The organism is Haloprofundus halophilus, assembly GCF_003439925.1.
Classification (GTDB): Archaea; Halobacteriota; Halobacteria; order Halobacteriales; family Haloferacaceae; genus Haloprofundus; species Haloprofundus halophilus.
Genome location: NZ_QQRR01000001.1, coordinates 1,288,425 through 1,309,301 on the forward strand (window position 1 = coordinate 1,288,425; position 20,877 = coordinate 1,309,301).

Sequence of the window (20,877 nt, forward strand, 5' to 3'; positions counted from 1 at the left end):
AAGCCTGTCACAGAATCGAACGCAGCCAGCGTACGACCTCCGACCCGACGAACAGCCCGCCCTCCAGCCGGGAGAGGCGGTGACCGCTCCACAGCGCCGCGACGAGCAGCGTCGACAGGCCGAACGACCACAGCGCGCCGTCGAACGCGGCTGGCCCGACCGACAGCGGCGCGACTGTCGCCGCGAGACCGAGCACGAAGAGGACGTTGAAGATGTTGCTCCCGAGGACGTTGCCGACGGAGACGCCGCTGCTCCCGCGCGTCAGCGCGACGACCGAGACGGCGAACTCCGGCGTCGACGTGCCGGCGGCGACGACGGTCGCGCCGATGACCCACTCGGAGACGCCGACGACGCGGGCGAGCGCCGTCGCCGAATCGATGAGAAACTGCCCGGCGACGACGACGAGGGCGAGACCGCCGACGAGTTCGAGCGCCTCGCGCGCACCGAAGTCGCTGCCGGCCGTGGCCCCCGCGGCCTCGCTGCCGTCGACCCCGGGCCCGTCGGGAGTAAGGCGGAACAGCGCGAAGAGGTACCCGCCGAACAGCGCGAGCAGGACGAGACCTTCGAGTCGGGTGACGATGCCGTCGAAGAGCACGGCGAGGGCGAGGGCCGCCGAGGCCAGCACCGCGAGGCCGTCGCGGCGAACCAGTCCGCGCGAGACGGGGACCCAGCGGACCAACGCGACGATACCGAGGATGACGGCGACGTTGAAGATGTTGCTGCCGATGACGTTGCCGACGGCGATGTCGGGACTCGACTCGAGCGCGGCCTCCAACGAGACGGCGATTTCGGGCGAGGACGTCCCGACGGCGACGACGGTGAGGCCGATGGTGAGTTCCGACAGGCCGAACCGCCGGGCCGCGTGGACGGCCGAATCGACGAACATGCGTGCTCCTATCCAGAGGACGGCGATACTGACGGCGATGACGGCGACGTCGACGGCGATACTCGTCACACGCTGACTACGGAGGCCCTCGGAATAAATCACGGTCCGGACACCGCCGACCTCCCGTCGGGTCGCCGCACGAACTATCACCCTCGCGGCCGACCGTCGAGTATGCCGACCGAACCGCTCTCGGGCGTGTACGACATCACCGTGATGGAGGGAACCGACCGCCGACTGCGCGCGTATCTCTTCGACGGCGAGACGCCGACGCTCGTCGACACCGGTCTGGAGGCGACGACCGACCGCCTGTTTTCGGGCCTCGACGACCTCGGCGTCGAACCCGAGCGCGTGGTCGTCACCCACGGCGACGGCGACCACGTCGGCGGCCTCCCGGCCGTCGTCGACCGGTTCGACCCCGAGGTGTTCGTCCCCGAGCAGACCGACCTCTCGGGAGTCGACGGCGTCGAAGAGAGGAACGTGACCCGTTACGGCGACCAGGACGAGGTCGGGCCGTTCGAGGCGGTCCACGTGCCGGGTCACGAACCGGACAACCACGCGCTCGTCGACGTCGACCGCGGCGTCGTCGTCGCCGGCGACGCCGTCTCGGGCGCGGACCAGCGCGGCCTCCCCGAGGGGTACCTGATTCTGCCGCCCGCAGTGTTCTCCGACGACCTCAACGAGGCCGAGGAGAACCTCGAACGCCTGCTGGCGTTCGAGTTCGACGCCGTGCTCGTCTTCCACGGGTCGTCGGTGCTGGAGGGTGGCAAGGAGAAACTGGACCGGTTCGTGAACTTCCCCGGTAAGCCGTCGTAGCGAGTCGCGTCGCCGTTCTCGACGCCGAGCGGGACGCACGCGAAAACCCCGTGACGGTTGTCTCGGGTTCCGACACGGGTTTACAGCGTCGCCGAGACGCTCGGCCATGAGTCTGGAGTCGCTTCTGAACGGCCTCCCGTTCGTCGAGCATCTCGGCATCGAGATCGAGGCCATAGAGGAGGGCTACGCCAGGGGTCGCGTCGAACTGACGCCCGAACTCTCGTCGGTCCCGGGTCGGAAAATCGCCCACGGCGGCGTCGCGTACTCGTTGGCCGACACCGTCGGCGGTGCGTCCGTGATGTCGCTGCACTACGCGCCGACGCCGACCATCGACATGCGAATCGACTATCTCGCACCCGGACAGAACGACCTCGTCGCCGAGGCCGAGGTCGTGAGAGACGGCAACAGCGTCGCCGTCGCCGAAATCGAGATACGCGACGTGGAGGGTACCCACGTCGCGGACGCGCGCGGGGTGTTCAAAACCGGCGGCGGCGAGGGTGAGACGGCGTGGGGGCCGGGGTCGCCGGAGTCGACGAACGGAGGAACCGAGTGAGAGGGTCGGTCAGGCGCCTTCGACGAGTCGCTTCAGTTGTTCGGGTGGCACCGCGCCGCGGGCACCGTAGCCGTCGTAGGCGAACGTCGGCACGCCGGTGACGCCCTGCTGCCGGGCTTCGGTGAACTTTCCGCGGAGTTCCTCGCGGAGCGCGTCGTCGTCGAGCGCCGACCGAATCTCGTCGGGGGCGATTCCGACGTTTTCGGCGAGGTCGGTGAGTACGTCCGGGTCGCCGATGTCGCGCGTGTCGTGCCACAGCGCCGCGAAGATGGCCTCGTCGAACTCGAGCCACGTCCCGTGGTCGTAGTGCTGCTCGACGTAGTAAGAGGCGACTTGCGCGGGTAACGAGTCGACCTCCCGAGCGATGTCGAGCGACATCTCGTCGGCGTCGTATCGCTCCTTGAGTCGCCGGACGTTCTGTTTTGCCTGTTCGAAGTACTCGTCGTCCTTCCCGTCGTCGACGCCGTGGTCTATCTCGCCGTCGGGACCGCGTTTCTGACTGCGGAGGTCGAACGGGTGCCAGTCGATTTCCAGCTCCTCCGCCCTGCTCTCCTGGTATCGGTCGAAGGAGCGTCGGCCCAGGTAGCAGAACGGGCAGACGTAGTCGGAGTAGATGGTCACCGTCTCGGCGTCGGCGCTGTCGTTCATGGTGTTGCGTGTTCGAGCGGGGGCCAGAAGAAGCCGACTCGGGTGTGAGCGGCCGACGCACCAGCGCCGAAGCCGACGGGCGACCGGAGTCGACGAACGGCCGGAGTCGGCGGGCGGTGCGACCGTCTCAGCGGCGGAACTTCGTCCGCTCTTCGAGTTGCGTCTCGAACCACTGCCACTCGCGGGAGAACTGCCCGCTCTCGCGGAGGTTCCACACGTCGGCGTCGGTGACGATGGGACCGAGGCGGTACGACTGCACCAGGTTGGTGAGCCAGATGAGCGCCCCGATGCCGATGATAACCGCACCGAACGTCGACACCTGTTGGAGCGCCTCGAACACGCCCGGGTACGACGCCGACCGGCGGGGGAGGCCGCCGTAGCCGATGAGGATCATCGGCATGAACGCGACGAACACGCCGACGATGCTGAGGTAGCCGTGGATGCGGCCGAGTCGACGGTTGAACATTCGTCCCGTGAGAAGCGGGAACCAGTAGTAGCTGGCGGCGAACGCGGCGAAGGTGATGACGCCCATCACGATGAAGTGGAAGTGGCCGACGACGTAGTACGTGTCGTGCAGCACCAAGTCGACGGGGATGGACGCGAGGAACACGCCCGTTACCCCGCCGACGATGAACGTCATGATACCGCCGACGCAGAAGATCTGCGGCGTGGCCCAACGGACGTTACCGCCCCACAGCGTCGCCATCCAGTTGAACGTCTTGACGGCGCTGGGGATAGCGATGGCGAGCGAGACGGCCATGAACGAGGCGCGGAGTCGCGGGTCCATGCCGGTCGAGAACATGTGGTGCGCCCAGACGCCGAACGAGAGCACGCCGATGGCGAGCGTCGAGTAGACGATGAACTTGAATCCGAACAGCTTCCGTCCGGCGAACTTCGGGAGGATGAGACTCACGAGACCGAACGCCGGCAAGACGAGGATGTACACCTCGGGATGACCGAAGAACCAGAAGAGGTGCTGCCAGAGGATGGGGCCGCCGCCGTCGACGGCGAAGAACGTCGTCCCGAAGTTACGGTCGGCGATGAGCATCAGGAGCGCGCTCCCGAGCACGGGGAACGCGAACAGGACGATGCCGCTCGTCGTCAGCAGCGTCCACGAGAAGATGTCGAGGTTTGCCCACGTGACTCCCTCGTCGCGTTCGGTGAAGATGGTGACGATGATGTTGATAGAGGCCATGATGGTCGCCAGGCCGCTCAGATGCAACCCGAGAAGTACGAGGTCGACCTGCGGGTTCGTGACGATGATCGACCGCGGGGCGTACAGCGTCCACCCGATCGTCGGCGGCCGCAGCGAGAACAGCAGTTCCCAGTGGACGCCGACGGACGCGAGCATCTTCCCCATGACCTCCGTGATGAGTCCGCCGCGGACCAGGAAGAACGCCGGCGGCAGTAGCCAGAAGGCGATAGCGTTGATGCGCGGGAACGACATGTCGTCCGCGCCGACGAGAATCGGGATGAAGTAGTTCGCGAGACCCGTGAACGCGGGCGTCACGAAGAAAAACAGCATCGTCAGCCCGTGGGTCGTAAAGAGCGCGTTGTACGTCTCGGCGCTCCAGACGTCGGTCCCGGCGGTGAACAGCTCGGTGCGGATCATCATCGCGTCCGTCGCGCCCCACAGCGCGGCGCCGGTGGCGAAGACGACGTAGAGAACGCCGATATCCTTGTGGTCGACGGTGGTCAGCCACCGGAAGAGACCGGTCGGTTTCTCGGACTCGAAACCCAGTCCCGAGAGGTAGCCACCGTCGGCGGCGACGCTTCGCAACTGCCAGTTCTGTCTGTAGCCGGCGTATATCGCCAACCCGAGCAGCACCCAGGTGGCGACCAGCAGGCCAGGTATCTCTGTGAGCACACTAATCACGTCCATCGACAGGGTCGAGGACCACGCGCTCAACTTAGGATTGTATCCAGATATAGATACGGTGGCGTTCTACGATCGTACCCGAATACAGAGACGGTGGCGTCCGCAGCACTCGGCGGATTCGGTCCCGTCTGCGAGGTCGAGTTGCACTCACTGCGAAACGTCGGTCGGGTCGTACCGGTCGGCTTCCACGGGGCTTTCGCTCGTCAGGCGGCCGTACACCGCCCCGAGCAGGAAACCGTAGCAGAGGTGCGCCAAGAGCGTGAAGATGACGTAGATGGCGAGCAGGCCGCCCGAGAGGTCGCCGCGCCCGGTGAGGACGAACACGACCCACAGCGCGACGGCGAGCACCATCCCGCGCGTCGCCGGGTCCGGACCGCCGGGGATGTACTGCTCCAGCGCCATGAACGCCAGCGGCCAGGCGAAGACGCCCGCGAGGAGGAACAGCAGAAAGCCCAGGGTGACGTTTCCGGGCATGCCGGCGAAGCGAGCGACGGCCTCGAAGATGGCGAGATTCGAACGTGTCTCTACCTCCAGAAACAGCAGTAACAACGTCATCACGGCGATTCCGGTGACACCACCGGCGACGGCGCTGAGTGGACGGTTCATGGTGGACGGTAGTTCGTGACACTCGGTTAAAAGCCTCGCCCGTCGGCGCGTCGACGGGCAGCCGAGGCGCGTCGGCGGAGCAGTGAGTCGAATCGGCGGAGCGGTGAACCGACCGCGGGGTCGCCCGTGCAGCGACGGGGCAGTGAGCCGACGCGCCGGCCGGAGACAAAAGACAAAACCGCTTCCGAACGCATCCTCCGGTGTCGCGGTGCCGGACCGAGGGTAGGGGCTTTCGGTCGGCAACCGCGACTTCTCTCGCGGCCGGCATCGGGAGAACCCGCAGCGTTTTAGCCGCGCACTGCCCGAGAAAACGTATGACCGCACAGGGAATCGTCGGGGAGTTCCTCTCTCTCAAGGACCAGACGGACGCCGACCTGTTGGCGATGCAGTGCGGCGATTTCTACGAGTTCTTCGCCGACGACGCGGAGTTCGTCGGCGAGGAACTCGACCTGAAAGTGTCGCAGAAGTCCTCGCACGGGTCGTCGTACCCGATGGCCGGCGTGCCGTTGAACGACCTCACGCCGTACCTGAAGGTACTGGTCGAGCGCGGCTACCGGGTCGCCGTCGCCGACCAGTACGAGACCGAGAACGGCCACGCCCGCGAAATCACGCGCGTCGTCACGCCGGGGACGCTGCTGGAGACGACCGACGCCGACGCGAAGTACATCGCCGCCGTCGTCCGCGGCGGCGGCGACGACGGATTCGGCCTCGCGTTCGCCGACGCCACCACCGGCCGGTTTCTCGTCACCGACACCGACGACGAGGCCGACGCGCACGCCGAACTCTACCGGTTCGCGCCGGTCGAGATTCTCCCCGGCCCCGAGATTCGCAACGACGACGGGTTCCTGAGTCGACTCCGCGAAGCGAGCGACGCGTCGCTGTCGCTGCACGACACAGAGAGTTTCGCACCCGGCCGGGCGAGACACGCCCTCCGCGAGCAGTTCGGCCGCGAGGCGCTCGACAGCGTCGGTCTCGACGGAGACCGCGCGATTCGCGCCGCGGGCGCGGTGCTGTCGTACGTCGAGGAGACGGGCGTCGGCGTCGCCCAGTCGATGACGCGCCTGCAGGCGTACCGCGTCGCCGACCACCTCGAACTCGACGCGACGACGCAGCGGAATCTGGAACTCACCGAGACGATGCACGGCGACCGCTCGGGGTCGCTTCTCGACACCGTCGACCACACGGTGACGAGTCCCGGCGGCCGCCTCCTGAAGGAGTGGCTCACACGCCCCCGACGCTCGCGGGCCGACATCGAACGCCGCCTCGACAGCGTCGAAGCGCTCGCGTCGGCGGCGCTCGACAGAGAGCGTGTCCGCGACACCCTCGACGGCGCGTACGACCTCGAACGGTTGACGAGTCGCACTGCCTCGGGTAGCGCGGGTGCGCACGATTTGCTGTCGGTTCGGGACACGCTCGCGGTGCTTCCGGCGCTCCGGGAGGCGACCGAGGGGCGACTCGCCGACTCGCCGCTCGCCGACGTCGTCGCCCGGCCGGACCACGAGGCCGCCGCGGCGCTCCGCGCGGAACTGGCGGACGCGCTCGCCGAAGAGCCGCCGAAGACGCTGACGCAGGGCGGCCTCATCTGCCGCGGCTACGACGACGAACTCGACGAGCTCATCGACCGCCACGAGGAGGCGAAACGCTGGATAGACGGCCTCGCCGAGCGCGAGAAGTCGCGGCACGGCCTCCATCACCTCTCGGTGTCGCGCAACAAGACCGACGGGTACTACATCCAGGTGGGGAAGTCGCAGACCGACGGCGTCCCCGACGAGTACCGCGAGATAAAGACGCTGAAGAACTCGAAGCGGTACGTCACGGACGAACTGGAGGAGAGAGAGCGCGACATCCTCCGCCTCGAAGAGGTCCGCGGGGAGTTGGAGTACGAACTGTTCAAAGAGCTTCGGCGACGCGTCGCCGACCACGCGTCGCTGCTACAGGACGTCGGCCGGACCATCGCGGAAGTCGACGCGCTCGCGTCGCTGGCGACGCACGCCGCCGGAAACGACTGGGTCCGACCGGAGCTGACGGAGGCGGGCCCCCTCCGAATCGAGGCGGGACGGCACCCGGTGGTCGAGACGACAACCGACTTCGTGCCGAACGACCTCTACCTCGACCGCGAGCGCGCGTTCCTCATCGTCACCGGCCCGAACATGAGCGGCAAATCCACCTACATGCGGCAGTCGGCGCTCGTCACGCTGCTCGCGCAGGTCGGCAGTTTCGTCCCCGCGCGCTCGGCGACGGTCGGGCTCGTCGACGGCATCTACACCCGCGTCGGCGCGCTCGACGAACTCGCGCAGGGGCGGTCGACGTTCATGGTCGAGATGCAGGAGCTCTCGAACATCCTCCACTCGGCGACGGAGGACTCGCTCGTCATCCTCGACGAGGTCGGGAGGGGGACGGCGACGTACGACGGTATCTCCATCGCCTGGGCGGCGACCGAGTATCTGCACAACGAGGTGCGCGCGAAGACGCTGTTCGCGACGCACTATCACGAGCTGACGGGACTGGCCGACTACCTCGACAGAGTAGAGAACGTCCACGTGGCGGCCGACGAACGCGACGGCGACGTGACGTTCCTCCGCACCGTCCGCGAGGGGCCGACGAATCGGTCGTACGGGATTCACGTCGCGGAGTTGGCGGGCGTCCCCGACCCGGTGGTGACGCGCGCGACCGACGTACTCGACAGACTCCGCACCGAGAAAGCCATCGAGGCGAAAGGCGGCGGGGGCGGCGAACCCGTGCAGGCGGTGTTCGACCTGTCGAGCGGCCAGTTCGCCGCCGGCGACGGCGGGTCGAAGACGACCGGGCCGGAGGCGACCGCCGCCGGGTCGACGGCGACCGGAGAGGACGGGGGCGAACCGGCCGTCGACCCGGAGATAGAAGCGGTGCTCGACGAACTCCGCGGGACGAACGTCGAGGAGACGTCGCCCGTCGAGTTGATGGCGAAAGTGCAGGCGTGGCAGCGGGAGTTAGACGAGTGACGGCGCGCTCGGTCGCGAGCCGTCTCGCTTCGGAAGTACGACTCGGTTCCGTCGGCGGAGCCGACACCCCGTCGTCCGGAAAAGTACGTCCCGCCGGTGTCGACGGCGTACGATACTCTCCGTCACACCCGGCAGTCCGCTGAACTGATGGCGAAAGTACAAGAGCAGCAAGCACACTTACACAGGGAGAGATGACCGAGGAACCACTTCGGGCGACGGTGAGCCTGCGGGGCGTGCTGTTCGGTCCCGAGGGAGAGCTACTGGTAGTTCGCCGCGCGAGCGACGGCGGCTGGGAACTCCCCGGCGGTCGCCTCGGAGCGGGCGAACCCGTCGTCGAAGGGTTGCGGCGCGAAATCGAAGAGGAGACCAGTCTCGACCCGGACGTCGAGGAACCCGTCCACACGCACGCGTGGCTCAACGACTCGGGTCGCGGCCGCTTCGCTGTCTACTACTGCTGCACCGCCGACGGCAAGTCGGTGTCGCTGAGCGCCGAACACACCGACTACGACTGGGTCGTCGTCGAGACGGCCGCGGAGCGCCTGAGCGAGACTCAGACCGAGGCGGTCGTCTGCGCGTGGGAGGTTCACGGCGATGGGTGAGCCGGACGGCCCCCACGAGGACGAAGCCCGGATTCGCGCGCTCGACGACGCGACGGTTCGCCAAATCGCGGCGGGTGAGGTCGTCGAGCGGCCCGCGTCGGTGGTGAAAGAGCTCGTCGAGAACAGCCTCGACGCCGACGCCACGCGCGTCTCAGTCGCCGTCGAGAACGGCGGGAAAGCGGGTATCCGCGTCCGCGACGACGGCGTCGGGATGACCGAGTCGAACCTCGAACGCGCCGTCGAGAAACACACGACGAGCAAGATACGAGATATCTCGGACCTCGACGCCGGCGTCGGCACGCTCGGTTTCCGGGGCGAAGCGCTGCACACCGTCGGCGCGGTGTCGCGGCTCACGGTTCGCTCGAAGCCGCGAAACGGCGGTACCGGCGGCGCGGGCGCCGGGGCAGAACTCACCGTCGAGGGCGGCGACGCCGGCGAGACGCGACCCGCCGGGTGTCCAGCCGGGACGACCGTCGAAGTCGACGATCTCTTCTTCAACACGCCCGCCCGAAAGAAGTTCCTCAAGACCGACCCCACCGAGTTCGACCACGTCAACACCGTCGTCACGCAGTACGCGCTGGCGAACCCCGACGTGGCAGTCTCGCTCGAACACAACGGGAGGGAGGTGTTCGCCACCGAGGGCAACGGCGACCTGCCCTCCGCCGTGCTCGCGGTGTACGGCCGCGAGGTGGCCGAAGCGATGGTCCGCGTCGACTACGACGCCGAGGGTCCCGGCCCCGTGGAGTCGGTGTCGGGCGTCGTCAGCCACCCCGAGACGACCCGCGCCGGGCGCGAGTACCTCTCGACGTTCGTCAACGACCGCTACGTCACCGCCGCGACGCTCCGCGAGGCGGTGTTGGAGGCTTACGGCGGGCAGCTCGCGCCCGACCGCTACCCCTTCGCCGTCCTGTTCGTCGACGTGGAGCCCGACGCCGTCGACGTGAACGTCCACCCGCGAAAGATGGAGGTCCGATTCGACGACGAGTCGAGCGCCAAGCGCGCGGTCACCGACGCCGTCGAAGCGGCGTTACTGGACCACGGCCTCGTCCGCTCGTCGGCCCCGCGTGGCCTCTCCGCGCCCGACGAGACGACGGTTCGACCCGGCGACGGCGGGGAGAGCCCGGACTCGGAGGTCGTCGGCGGCGCTGGCACCGCCCACGAGGCGGCGAGCGACGTCGCCGGGCGGACGAGTCGCGTCGACAGACGCCCGACTCAGGTCGGTGACGAGGAAGGGAGCGCGACTCCCGAAACGGACGGGAGGACGAACTCGTCCGACGGCGGGTCGTCGCGGCCGCCTCGAAGCGCCGACTCGTCGTCCGAGGACGGGGTCTCGGAGACGGCGCACGCTCGCTCGGCGCAGTCGACACGGACTGGGAGCGAAACGAGCGCGTCCGAGACCAGCAGTTACACAGCAGAGACGCCGGCCGAGGCGGCGCGACCGTCTGCGGCCGATTCGACGGCCGAAACCCTCCGGGACGCGGAGCGCGAGCAGTCGTCGCTGACGGGGAGTCAGCCGGCGTCGGAGCCGGACGACGCCCGGCTCTCGGGCGTCGTCACCGCGCCGACGACGCAGCGAACACTCTCGGGCGACGACGCGACGCCGGAGACGACGTTCGAGAGCCTGCCGCGGATGCGCGTGCTCGGCCAACTCCACGACACCTACGTCGTCGCCGAGGCGCCCGACGGGTTGGTGCTCGTCGACCAGCACGCCGCCGACGAACGCGTCAACTACGAGCGCCTGCAGAGCGAACTCGCGGGCGACACGCCGACGCAGGCGCTCGCAGATCCCGTCGAGTTGGAGTTGACCGCGCGCGAGGCGGCGCTGTTCGAGGAGTACTCCGACGCGCTGGCGCAGGTCGGTTTCCACGCCGGGCGCAGCGGCGAGCGGACCGTCGAGGTTCGGACGGTGCCGGCCGTCTTCGACGCGACGCTCGAACCGGAGTTGCTCCGCGACGTGGTGAGCGCGTTCGTCGCCGAGGAGGACGACGGCGGCGAGCGGACCGTCGACGCCGTCGCCGACTCGCTGCTCGCCGATTTGGCGTGCTACCCCTCCGTCACGGGCAACACGTCGCTCACCGAGGGGTCGGTCGTCGAACTGCTGGAGGCGCTCGACGCCTGCGAGAACCCCTACGCCTGTCCGCACGGTCGACCGGTGATTATCGCGTTCGACCGCGACGACATCGAAGCGCGGTTCGAGCGCGACTATCCGGGTCACGCCGGACGGCGCGCCGAGGAGTAGTCGGAGGTCGCCGGAGGTCGGCCGGCGGCCCGACCGGTATATCCGCCGGAACTCCCCGAACTTATGTGACCCTCGCAAGAACCGGGGAGCATGACCGACCTCGTTACGTTCGGCGAGACGATGCTTCGGCTCTCGCCGCCGCAGGGAGAGCGACTGGAGACGACCGACGAACTGGACCTCCGCGTCGGCGGCGCGGAGAGCAACGTCGCCGCCGCGGTCTCGCGTCTCGGCTTCGAGTCGGCGTGGCTCTCGAAACTACCCGAGTCGCCGCTGGGTCGGCGCGTCGTCGTCGAACTGCAGAGCCACGGCGTCGAGACGCCCGTCGCGTGGACCGACGACGACGAGACGCGGATGGGCACCTACTACATCGAACACGGCGGCGCGCCGCGCGGGACGAACGTCATCTACGACCGCGCCGACGCCGCCGTCACGACCGTCTCGGTCGACGAACTCCCGCTGGAGCGCGTCCGCGAGAGCGAGGCGTTCTACACGAGCGGCATCACGCCGGCGCTGTCGGACGCCGCGGCGGAAGCGACGGCGACGCTGCTGGAGACGGCGAACGACGCCGGGGCGACGACGGTGTTCGACCTCAACTACCGCTCGAAGCTCTGGAGCCACGAGGAGGCGGCCGAGGGCTACCGCGCGGTGTTCGACGCGGTAGACGTGCTCGTCGCCGCCGAGCGCGACACGCGCGAGGTGCTCGGCCGCGACGGCAGCCCCGAGGACCTCGTCCGCGGACTCGCCGACGACTACGACTTCGAGACGGTCATCCTCACTCGGGGGGAGGACGGCGCGCTCGCACTGCACGACGGCGAGACGCACGAGCAACCCGTCTACGAGGCGGAGACGGTCGACGCCGTGGGGACCGGCGACGCCTTCGTCGGCGGTTTCCTCGCGGCGCGACTCGACGGCGAGAGCGTGGCGACCGGACTGGAGTACGCGGCGGCGACGGCGGCGCTGAAGCGGACCATCGACGGCGACATCGCCGTCGTCACGCGCGACGAAGTCGAGGCCGTCGTCGACGAGGACGGCGCGGGAATCTCGCGGTAGTCTCGACGGAGAACCGACGCCGGGCCGAAGAACCGTACCTGGGGGAGAAGTATTCGACGCGCTCTAAGTCAGTTATTAGTGACTTTACACTCGGCCACAAGGTATTCCAAGGAGCCCCTAGTTAGGAGCGAACACGATGAAACGAGTAGCGGCAGTGATGGCGGTACTGGTCGTACTGGCGGGCGCAGCACCGGCGGTTAGCGGGCAGTCCGGCGGTGCCGCGGAGAGCGAAGCGTACTCCGGAACGAACGTCTCCTTCGAGACGGGCGAGTCGGCCGTCGTCGACTACGCCGTCGGCGGCGACACGGTGTTCGAGTCGGTCGCGGTCCAGTCGCGGGAGGAGGCGCAAAGCGGCGCGGGCGTCGGTGCCGACGTGTCGATGTCGGTACTTACGTCGTTCGACGGGAGCGCGCTATCGCTGGAGTCGAGAGCGGAGACCAGCGCAAACGTCGAAGCCGACAGCGGCGCGAGCCTCGACGCCCACGACAACGAACACGGCATCCTTGTCGTCGACGCCGGCGGCGAGAAAGGACAGTTCGTTCGCGCGAACGTGAGCGGCGACACCGAGGCCGAGACGGAGGGCGACCGAGTCGTCGTGCGGACGGCGAACGGGACGACCGGCGCGTTCCTCGTCGTCGGCGACGGAAACGTGACCGTCACCGAGGAGGGCGACGTCGCGGCCGAACTCGGCGCAGACGACAGGCTCGTCTTCCGCTCGTACGACGGCGAGCGCTCCGAGGACGACAAGGAGCAGGAGCGACTCGTCAGCGAGGGGAAGGCCGCCGCCGAGGTACACGTGATGCAGCGGGGCGGCGAGACGGTGACCGACGTCGTCTCGTACGCCGACGACACGACCGTCGAGACGGCCGAGCAGAGCGAGAACGCCGTCCGGATGACCGTCGACCGAGCCGGGGACGAGGGGACGGTCCTCATCACGAGCGTCTCCCGGGCCGCGGGTAACGTCTCGGTGACCGTCGACGGCGAGGCGGCCGCCGAGGCCTCGTCGTACGGCGAACTCGAGAGCGCCGCGAACGGCGGCGACAACTCCGCCTACATGGTTACCAAGGGGAGCGCCGAAGCGAGCGCCGACGTGCTCGTCGCCGTGAACCACTTCTCCGAGCGCGAGGTCGAAATCGACGGAAGCGACGAGGAGACGACCGGCGACGGGAACGACGAGGAGACGACCGGCGACGGAAGCGGCGAGGAGACGGCCGGCGACGAATCGACCGACGGCGAGACCGACGACGACGCCACGGCTTCGTCGACGGAGATGCCCGGCTTCGGCGTCGGTGCGGGGCTACTCGCGGTCGTTCTGAGCGCGCTCGCACTCGTCCGACGGGCGTAGAACCGACGGGTGTAGAACCGCGCGAGGACGATCGCCGTCGATCGTCGATGGTTCGTCGACGACGCACGCGGCGAGCGAGCCCGTCGCCCGACGACTCGCACACCCTGTATGGGACTCTGTATCACGTGTTCTCGAAGTTACAATAATTGGTGCGCATGAATAGCCAAATACAAATGCGTCAGCCGCATACGTGGAGTGTACATGGCATCACTGTCGTTCGAACCGCTGGCGTACGACGACATCCCCGAGGACGAGCGCCCCTCGCTCGGACAGGCGCTCGTCCCGGTCGTCGGCATGCTGCTGTTTCTGAGCGTGGGCGCGATCTGGCTCGAACTCGACGCGCACATGCCGCTTCTGTGGGGAATCGTCCTGACCGGTCTCGTGGGTCGGTTCTGGTACGGAATCTCCTGGCAGCGGATGTACGAGGGCGTCGTCGACGGGCTCAGAATGGGGATGCAGGCGATTCTCATCCTGTTCGTCATCTACATGCTCATCGCGACGTGGACCGACGCCGGGACCATCCCGGGGCTCATCTACTACGGACTCGAACTGCTGTCGCCGGACATCTTCCTGCCGGTGACGGCGCTCTTGGCGACGGGCGTCGCCTTCGCCGTCGGGTCGTCGTGGACGACCGCCGGAACGCTCGGCGTCGCGTTCATCGGCATCGGCTCCGGTCTCGGCGTTCCCGCCCCGATGACCGCCGGTGCGGTGCTGACCGGGGCGTACACCGGCGACAAGATCTCGCCGCTGTCCGACACGACGAACCTCGCGTCGGCGGTGACGAACACCGACCTCTACACCCACATACGGACGATGCGCGTCGGGACGGGTATCGCGCTGCTCATCTCGCTCGTCCTCTACAGCTATCTCGGCCTCTCGGCGACGGGGTCGATTCCCGCCGGGCGCGTCGGCGAGATTCAGAGCGCCATCGTCGGCGCGTACTCGGTGAACCCCGTCGTCTTTCTGCCGCTCGTGGTGACGTTCGGCCTCGCGCTGTACGGCCTGCCGGCGCTTCCCTCGCTGACGGCGGGCGTTTTCGCCGGCGCGCTCACCAGCATGGTCGCGCAGGGACGGCTGAGCGTCGAGGGATTCATCCACGTCTGGGACGTCGCCCAGAACGGGACCGCGCCGGAGACGAACGTCGACCTGGTCAACAGTTTGCTGGAGACGGGTGGCCTCATCGGTTCGTCGTGGACCATCACTATCGTCGTCGCGGCGCTGGCGCTGGGCGGACTACTGGAGCGGACCGGCGTGCTCGCCGTCTTAGCATACCACCTGAGTAAGAGCCTCCACAGCGTCGCGGGCATCACGACCGGGACGGCCGTCTCGGCGTTCGGGATGAACGTCCTCGCCGCCGAGCAGTACATGTCCATCGTCGTCCCCGGCATGAGCCTCCGCGGTATCTACGAGGAGAAGAACCTCGACAGTCGGAACCTCTCGCGCGCCGTCGAAGCGGCCGGGACGACGACGAGCGCGCTCATCCCGTGGAACGCAGGCGGCGTCTACATGGCGGGCGTCCTGGGCGTCCCGACGCTGGAGTACGCGCCGTACTACTTCCTCGGCCTCATCTCACCGCTCATCCTCATCTTCATGGGCGTCACCGGCTGGCGTATCACGTATCAGGACGAGGAGACGACCGCCGGGATTCGAGGCGCGGTCGAGTCCATCGGCGACGACTGACGACGACCATCGATAACTAATCGACGACGACCAACCGACGATTGGCGACGACCAACCGACGATTGACGACGACCAACCGACGACGTGGACCAGCGAGTGGCCGGTAACCCCGAACCCCGAGACGTCGCGGTCAGCGGCGGACGAGTTTCGGTGCGTCGACGTCGGTCTCGTCGACGACCGGCAGCGAGACGCGAACGACCGTTCCGCGGGGGCTCCGGCCGTTGAAGTCGACGGTGCCGTCGGAGTCGTCGATAATCCAGTTGACGAGCCAGAGGCCGATGCCGCTGGCGTGAGCGAGCTGCGTCTCCCGCCCCGACCGAAACACCGACAGCTCGTCGGACGGGATGCCCGGTCCGTCGTCGGCGACGCGGAGTTCGACGCGGTCGTCGTCGTGTGACTCGAGCGAGACGTGTACGAGCGGTTCTTCGACGGGATTGTGGACGATAGCGTTCTCCAGCAGGTTGTTCACCGCGACGCCGAGAAGTTGGTTCGCCCGAACCGACCCCGTCTCGTCGTAGCCGGCGTGGTCGGTCTCGACGTGCGCCTCGGGATACTCGCTGCGAACGGTCGCGACCTCGCAGTCGACGAGCGCTTCGAGGTCGACGACCGTCCGCTCGGCGTCCGAGAGCAGGTGCTCGATTCGCCGGGCGTTGTCACCGAGAGAGACGAGGTCGAGCGCCGTTCGTTCGATGACTTCGGCGTGTGCCTCGAGGTCGCCGTCGTCGTCGGTCAGGAGGTCGGCGTAACCGAGAATGACGTTCGAGCGGTTCCGAACGTCGTGACGGAGTACTCGGTTGAGCACGCGCAGCCGCTGGTTGAGTCTGACCGTGCGCTCCTGTTCCGTCGCCAGACGGTGTTCCGTCGCTCGCCGCCGGACGTCGTAGACGCCGACCAGAAAGCCGACGAGCGCGCCGCTCGTCGTCCCGCCGACGAAGACGACCCCCCAGTTGCTCAGGACGATTCCCTCGGAGAGCTGATACAGCATCATCAGCGCGACGATACCGCAGGTGACGACGACGCCGGTGACGCACCAGAACCCGATTTTGGCGACGTTCGAGTCGTCGAGTTCCTGACGGGTGAGCCAGACCCCGCAGAGAAACAGGATGAGCGCGACGCAGAAGGGGATGAACGTGCCGAAGATGAACGTCGCCGCGGAGGTCGTCCCGCGGAGACCGTGGACCGCGTACACCGCCGCTGTAGCGACTGCGAGCCCGAAAACTGCGAGATATCCCAGAGTGCGTCCGACAGATTTCATATGGAGAGAGATATGATACATGAGAGAGAAAGTCACTCTGCAATAAGTTTTGTTATGAGAGTATCACGTCGTCGCGTCCCGCGGTTGTCGGGTGGTCGGCTCCGGACATCGTCCACCTTATGCCGTCGAAAACGGAACTGGTGGGTATGGAACTGACGACGCGCGGCCGCTACCGGGTGTTCGGACGCCCGCGCGACCCCGACGAACTGCTCTTAGTCGCGTTGGACGACGACTCGTTCGACCCGACGTACGTCCGGACCGACGGCTACGAGGGCGACCTCGCCGACGACGTCTCGGCGCTTCGACCCGGCTACGTCGTGGAGGCCACGTTAGCGTGGGACGACGACGGAACGCCCGCGTTCGAGGCGGTCACCGTCGAACGCCGGAGCCGTCTGGAGTTCGTCGATGACGTCACGGGGCTGTTCGAGGCGGCCCGCGAGACCTGGAACGAAGCCGTCGCCGCCGGGGAGGGGATGAACTCCCGCGTGACGCGCGACACCGACGGCCGACCCAACGGCGCGCTCTACGTGTTCGCCGAACAGCCGGGCGCGCGCGACCTGTTCGACGAGTTCCGAAGCGGTGTGCTCCCGCTGGACCCGCTCGTCGAACGCGTGAACGACGAGCGAGACGACGCCCCCCGCGAACTGTTCGTGATGCGCCCCGCCGACGGGCAGTTCGTCGTCGTCTACATCGTCTTCGAGAAGGAGGGAATGCTGGCGAACACGGTCCGAGAGACGTACGACCGTCCGCGAGAGTAGCGTCGTCGCCCCGGAAGAGAGAACCGAACGGCGTTACGGCTCTACCGTTTCGAGCCTCGGGAAGTTGTCTATCGTCTCCGCGCGGAACGCCTCCTCGTCGAACTCGTAGTCGTCACCGAGGAACTCCACGACGCGCTTGGCGTCGCTCATCGCGTTCTTCAGACAGGTCGACGCGCCGGGCGACGGCGTGATGTTGAAGATGATGTTGTCGCCGCTTATCGTGGCCTCGCCCATGTCGAGCGCCTTCGCGTCCGTGTCGACGATCTGGGGCCGGACGCCGCCGTAACCCTTCGCGCGTTCGATGTCGTCGAGTTCCGCCGACGGGACGACTTTCTGCACGTTCGGCAGGAACGCCCGTTTCCCGACTTCCGGGAGGTCGTACACGAGGTTCCGGAGGACGTACGGGAGGAGGATGCGGTCCGAGAGGATGTTGGCGTAACTGAGGAAGGAGTCCGCGTTCAGTCCGAAGACGTCGAAGAAGTCGCCGACCGTCGAGATGCGGCCGCGTTCGAGCGCCGGGACGAGCTTCGCCGTCGGACCGAATCGCGTGATGGAGTCGTCGTGGACGTCGGCGTCGCCGTGGACCGCCGCGAACGGGAGTTTCTTCATCTGCAGCGTGTACACCTTCCCGTTCAGCAGGTCGTCGGCGAGGAAGAAGCTCCCCGCGACGGGCAGCAGCGACATGTTCTCGCCGTAACCCATCTCCTTGGCGATCTGGAGGCTGTGAGAGCCTGCGGCGACGACGACGGCGTCCGAGCGGAAACGTCCGGCGTCGGTCTCGACGCTGAAGCCGGTGCCGCGGTCGACGAGGTTCGTCACCTTCGTTCCGGTGTACACGTCGACCCCGTCGCGGTCTTCGGTCTGCCGGACGAACGACGCCGACGTCTCGCCGTAGTCGACGACGTAGCCGTCGGGCGTCTGCAGTGCCAACAGGCGCTCGTCGGGGTCTCTCCCCTCGACGACGTTCGGTTCGAGTTCCTCGATCTCGTCGCGCTCGATGGCGCGGAGTTTCGGGAACAGGTCGCCGAACCCTTCGTCCTCGTAGCGCGTCTCCAGTTTTCGGGTCTCCTCGTCGCCGACTGCCAACACCATCTTGCTCCGCTTGCTGTGCATCTCCCGGTCGGGGTCGACGTTCTCGAGGTAACCCGCCAGCAACTCCGCGCCCTCTTTGACCTCTTCGGCCTTTTCGAGGGTGTAGTTCGTCTCGATATCTCCGAAGTGAAGCGTCTGCGAGTTGTTCGTGTGGTGGGAGTTGACCGCCGCGATTTCGTCCTCTTTCTCGAACAGCGCGACGCTCTCTATGTCGGTGAAGTTCGACACCGCGTAGAGCAACGACGCCCCGCTGATTCCGCCGCCGACGATGATCAGATCGTAGTTCTCAGGCATAGGTAGCTGTGATACTCGGTCTCGTGTCGGTACGTCGTCTCCCGGTGGTTAACTCACTTTTCATCCGCGAATATCTCGCCGTCGAGGTAGTGGTTCGGAGGCGCAGGTACGACCCGGACAGAAGGCGGATGGGCCCTGCCGGAACACCTCGATACGCTTCCTTACGAGATTGTGAATTGAACATCATGGCTATCACTCTGTCAAATACTTGCGCCGCTGCTCGGCCTTCTGGCGCTCCGAACGCCGATCATAATGCTTGTCGAGAATCTGTGCCGACGCGTTCAACCGATCACCCACCACCTCACGCGGCACGTTATTCAACCGATACGCCGTCACCCGGCCACTCCGAACATCGTGCGGACTCCGAGAAGACGGGCACTTGCACGCCTTCAGATAATACGTCGCCTCGCACTCGTCCGGATCACGGTCGTGCGGACACTCCTCGCCGTACCAGCACGGTCGGGTCACACAGTACATCGAATCTCGAATCGTCGACACCGACGCCCGACCCCGTTGAGTCGAAATCAACGGTTTGCGGCCGTGGTCGTCCATCTTGTCGATACGTGGGCCGTCGATGTACTCCTGAACCACGTGTGCGACGAAATCCGAGAGACTGTTCCACCGCTCGCCCTTCTCGGCGTTCTTCAGCGGCGTATCCGTCTCCGGACGGTGATTGAACTTCAGTGCCGGACCCTTCCCGTTCGTCCGACTGCCGTCCAAGTCGAGATCCCTCAGGTCGACTCCACGGAGCGCGCCGACTCGACACCCCGTGTGCCACAAGAGCAGGAGCGCGACATGGTTGCGAGAGGCGAAGTGATATCGCTCCAGGTAATCCAGAATCGTGGTCACCCGAGCCACTTCGAGCGTCGTATCGCTCACCGATTCGGCGTCACTCACCGCCGGGAGCGGAACCTGAGTGAACAACTCCTCGTCAACGGCGTCGATGTCCGCGCAGAAGCGGAGGAACGCCCGGAGCGTTGCGAGGTCGCCGTAGTTCCCCTCGCGCCGCCACACTCGATAGGCGTAGAGATCTCTCCCAGACAGCTCGTTTAGATTCTCGATTCCTTCTTCCTCACACCAGGCGACGAACGCTCTGAGTCGGTAGCGATGACCCCGAAGCGTTTGCTCAGTGATCTCGTCGCGTCGAGCGTCGAGATAGAGCTTCAGTGCCCTTCCCGGATCGAGGGGTTGGAGGTTGCCGCTCATGCGGAAACACCTCCGACGGTGCGACTACTTTCGTTCCGTCCGCTATGCTTACAAAGGGGGTTTTCGTATGCTGGCATGGCTTCCTTTTGGGAGCCGCGGTCGCCCACGAGTGCGCTGGTCCTGGAAGATTTAGCGCGCTCGTGATGGACCGCTGGCGTGTCGAGCAATTCTGATGGTTTTGCTATAAAGCTCAGCCATGGGTGCAGAGTGAAACTGACCGTATCGGCGAAAGTGAAACTCATGGACCCAAGAACACCTTCAAGTGTTCGAGGCAGGCGAGGTCTCCCGGCAACGTCGAGCAGGCCGGGCAGGCGATAAGCGAATCGTCCGCTTTTGAGAGGGGTTCAAGACCCCTCGGAGTTTGCGTATACATGCTTCCGTACTGTGTTTACGGGAGCTATCGCGGACCCGGTGTCACTACCACCGGTCCGCTGCTTTCTACTGGACCTGATGACAGTCAGATCCGCGTTTAGCTTCCGTCACCCACAGGGTTGTAGGTCGGTTACTTAAGTCTTACCTACAATACTGTACGAATTAGATGCAGATTAACACGTATTTGGGATAGATGAAAATAGTAATACAACTCGGATGCAGTGTCGTAACATATGCGTGCACCGCTGGCTTCGTGGATGACACCAGCGGACCGTGCCATTCTCGAGCGATTGAGAAACGAAGGGAATAGGGAGTTAGTATTGACTCCTGCGCTAATCGCTGAAAACACAGACTACGCTCGTACGACTGTAAGGGAGCATATTATATTACTTCAGAAAAAGAGTCTTGTAGAATACTATGACGAGTCCAGGGGTATTTACCAACTTTCCAACAGAGGACGAGCTTGGCTTGAAGGAGATATAGACACTTCAAGGATTGAGAGTACAGAAGATTAAGCAATTTCAAGAATTGTCGACGGGGTTAATAACATAGAGCCTAATCTGGGATTTTCTGTACATTCTCTGAAGACCGAAGAACTCAAGCAACTTGCCTGTTGGTTTC

General features: G+C 66.2%; 16 protein-coding genes. 9 read left to right on the top strand and 7 right to left on the bottom strand.

All coding sequences use genetic code 11. The annotated features are described in order from the left end of the window. Positions 1-7: 7 nt before the first annotated feature. The gene (locus DV709_RS06425) at positions 8-955 is read right to left on the bottom strand and encodes a calcium/sodium antiporter (RefSeq protein ID WP_117592764.1); all 948 of its coding nucleotides are present in this window, start codon (positions 953-955) and stop codon (positions 8-10) included. A 102-nt stretch (positions 956-1,057) separates the two neighbouring features. On the opposite strand from DV709_RS06425, the gene DV709_RS06430 reads away from it, so the two are divergent. Beyond that, the gene (locus DV709_RS06430) at positions 1,058-1,699 is read left to right on the top strand and encodes an MBL fold metallo-hydrolase (protein WP_117592766.1); all 642 of its coding nucleotides are present in this window, start codon (positions 1,058-1,060) and stop codon (positions 1,697-1,699) included. 106 nt (positions 1,700-1,805) lie between these two features. Next, the gene (locus DV709_RS06435; protein ID WP_117592768.1) at positions 1,806-2,252 is read left to right on the top strand and encodes a PaaI family thioesterase; all 447 of its coding nucleotides are present in this window, start codon (positions 1,806-1,808) and stop codon (positions 2,250-2,252) included. Positions 2,253-2,261: 9 nt separating this feature from the next. Here DV709_RS06435 and DV709_RS06440 read toward each other — a convergent pair whose 3' ends face one another. From DV709_RS06440 to DV709_RS06450, 3 genes are all read right to left on the bottom strand, one after another. Further along, the gene (locus DV709_RS06440) at positions 2,262-2,900 is read right to left on the bottom strand and encodes a DsbA family oxidoreductase (protein ID WP_117592770.1); all 639 of its coding nucleotides are present in this window, start codon (positions 2,898-2,900) and stop codon (positions 2,262-2,264) included. A gap of 127 nt (positions 2,901-3,027) precedes the next feature. Then, on the bottom strand, positions 3,028-4,782 hold the full coding sequence (locus DV709_RS06445; RefSeq protein WP_117592772.1) for a cbb3-type cytochrome c oxidase subunit I: 1,755 nt from the start codon (positions 4,780-4,782) through the stop codon (positions 3,028-3,030). Positions 4,783-4,926: 144 nt separating this feature from the next. Beyond that, complete coding sequence (locus DV709_RS06450; RefSeq protein ID WP_117592776.1) at positions 4,927-5,385, bottom strand: DUF6789 family protein; 459 nt, start codon at positions 5,383-5,385, stop codon at positions 4,927-4,929. Between the two features lie 314 nt (positions 5,386-5,699). Here DV709_RS06450 and mutS point away from each other — a divergent pair, with 314 nt between their 5' ends. The 6 genes from mutS (at position 5,700) to arcD (ending at position 15,279) form a co-directional block, all read left to right on the top strand. Beyond that, complete coding sequence (gene mutS, locus DV709_RS06455; RefSeq protein WP_117592778.1) at positions 5,700-8,366, top strand: DNA mismatch repair protein MutS; 2,667 nt, start codon at positions 5,700-5,702, stop codon at positions 8,364-8,366. A 191-nt stretch (positions 8,367-8,557) separates the two neighbouring features. After that, complete coding sequence (locus DV709_RS06460) at positions 8,558-8,965, top strand: NUDIX hydrolase (protein WP_117592780.1); 408 nt, start codon at positions 8,558-8,560, stop codon at positions 8,963-8,965. Beyond that, positions 8,958-11,204 (top strand): DNA mismatch repair endonuclease MutL, encoded by a 2,247-nt coding sequence (mutL, locus tag DV709_RS06465; protein WP_117592782.1) that lies wholly within the window; start codon positions 8,958-8,960, stop codon positions 11,202-11,204. The genes DV709_RS06460 and mutL overlap by 8 nt, the downstream gene beginning before the upstream one ends. 90 nt (positions 11,205-11,294) lie before the next feature. Further along, positions 11,295-12,254 (top strand): bifunctional 2-dehydro-3-deoxygluconokinase/2-dehydro-3-deoxygalactonokinase, encoded by a 960-nt coding sequence (kdgK1, locus tag DV709_RS06470; RefSeq protein ID WP_117592784.1) that lies wholly within the window; start codon positions 11,295-11,297, stop codon positions 12,252-12,254. Positions 12,255-12,390: 136 nt separating this feature from the next. Then, on the top strand, positions 12,391-13,599 hold the full coding sequence (locus DV709_RS06475; RefSeq protein WP_157972669.1) for a hypothetical protein: 1,209 nt from the start codon (positions 12,391-12,393) through the stop codon (positions 13,597-13,599). Between the two features lie 201 nt (positions 13,600-13,800). Beyond that, the gene (gene arcD / locus DV709_RS06480; RefSeq protein ID WP_117592788.1) at positions 13,801-15,279 is read left to right on the top strand and encodes an arginine/ornithine antiporter ArcD; all 1,479 of its coding nucleotides are present in this window, start codon (positions 13,801-13,803) and stop codon (positions 15,277-15,279) included. A gap of 130 nt (positions 15,280-15,409) precedes the next feature. Here arcD and DV709_RS06485 read toward each other — a convergent pair whose 3' ends face one another. Next, positions 15,410-16,555, bottom strand: a complete 1,146-nt coding sequence (locus tag DV709_RS06485) for an ATP-binding protein (RefSeq protein WP_117592791.1) — start codon at positions 16,553-16,555, stop codon at positions 15,410-15,412. 125 nt (positions 16,556-16,680) lie between these two features. On the opposite strand from DV709_RS06485, the gene DV709_RS06490 reads away from it, so the two are divergent. Further along, positions 16,681-17,292, top strand: a complete 612-nt coding sequence (locus tag DV709_RS06490) for a DUF6663 family protein (RefSeq protein WP_117594165.1) — start codon at positions 16,681-16,683, stop codon at positions 17,290-17,292. Positions 17,293-17,325: 33 nt separating this feature from the next. On the opposite strand, the gene DV709_RS06495 is transcribed toward DV709_RS06490, so the two are convergent. Then, a complete protein-coding gene (locus tag DV709_RS06495; protein WP_117592793.1) occupies positions 17,326-18,678 on the bottom strand; it encodes an FAD-dependent oxidoreductase in 1,353 nt (450 codons plus the stop codon). Positions 18,679-18,870: 192 nt separating this feature from the next. Beyond that, on the bottom strand, positions 18,871-19,884 hold the full coding sequence (locus DV709_RS06500; RefSeq protein ID WP_117592796.1) for a tyrosine-type recombinase/integrase: 1,014 nt from the start codon (positions 19,882-19,884) through the stop codon (positions 18,871-18,873). Between the last annotated feature and the right edge of the window lie 993 nt (positions 19,885-20,877).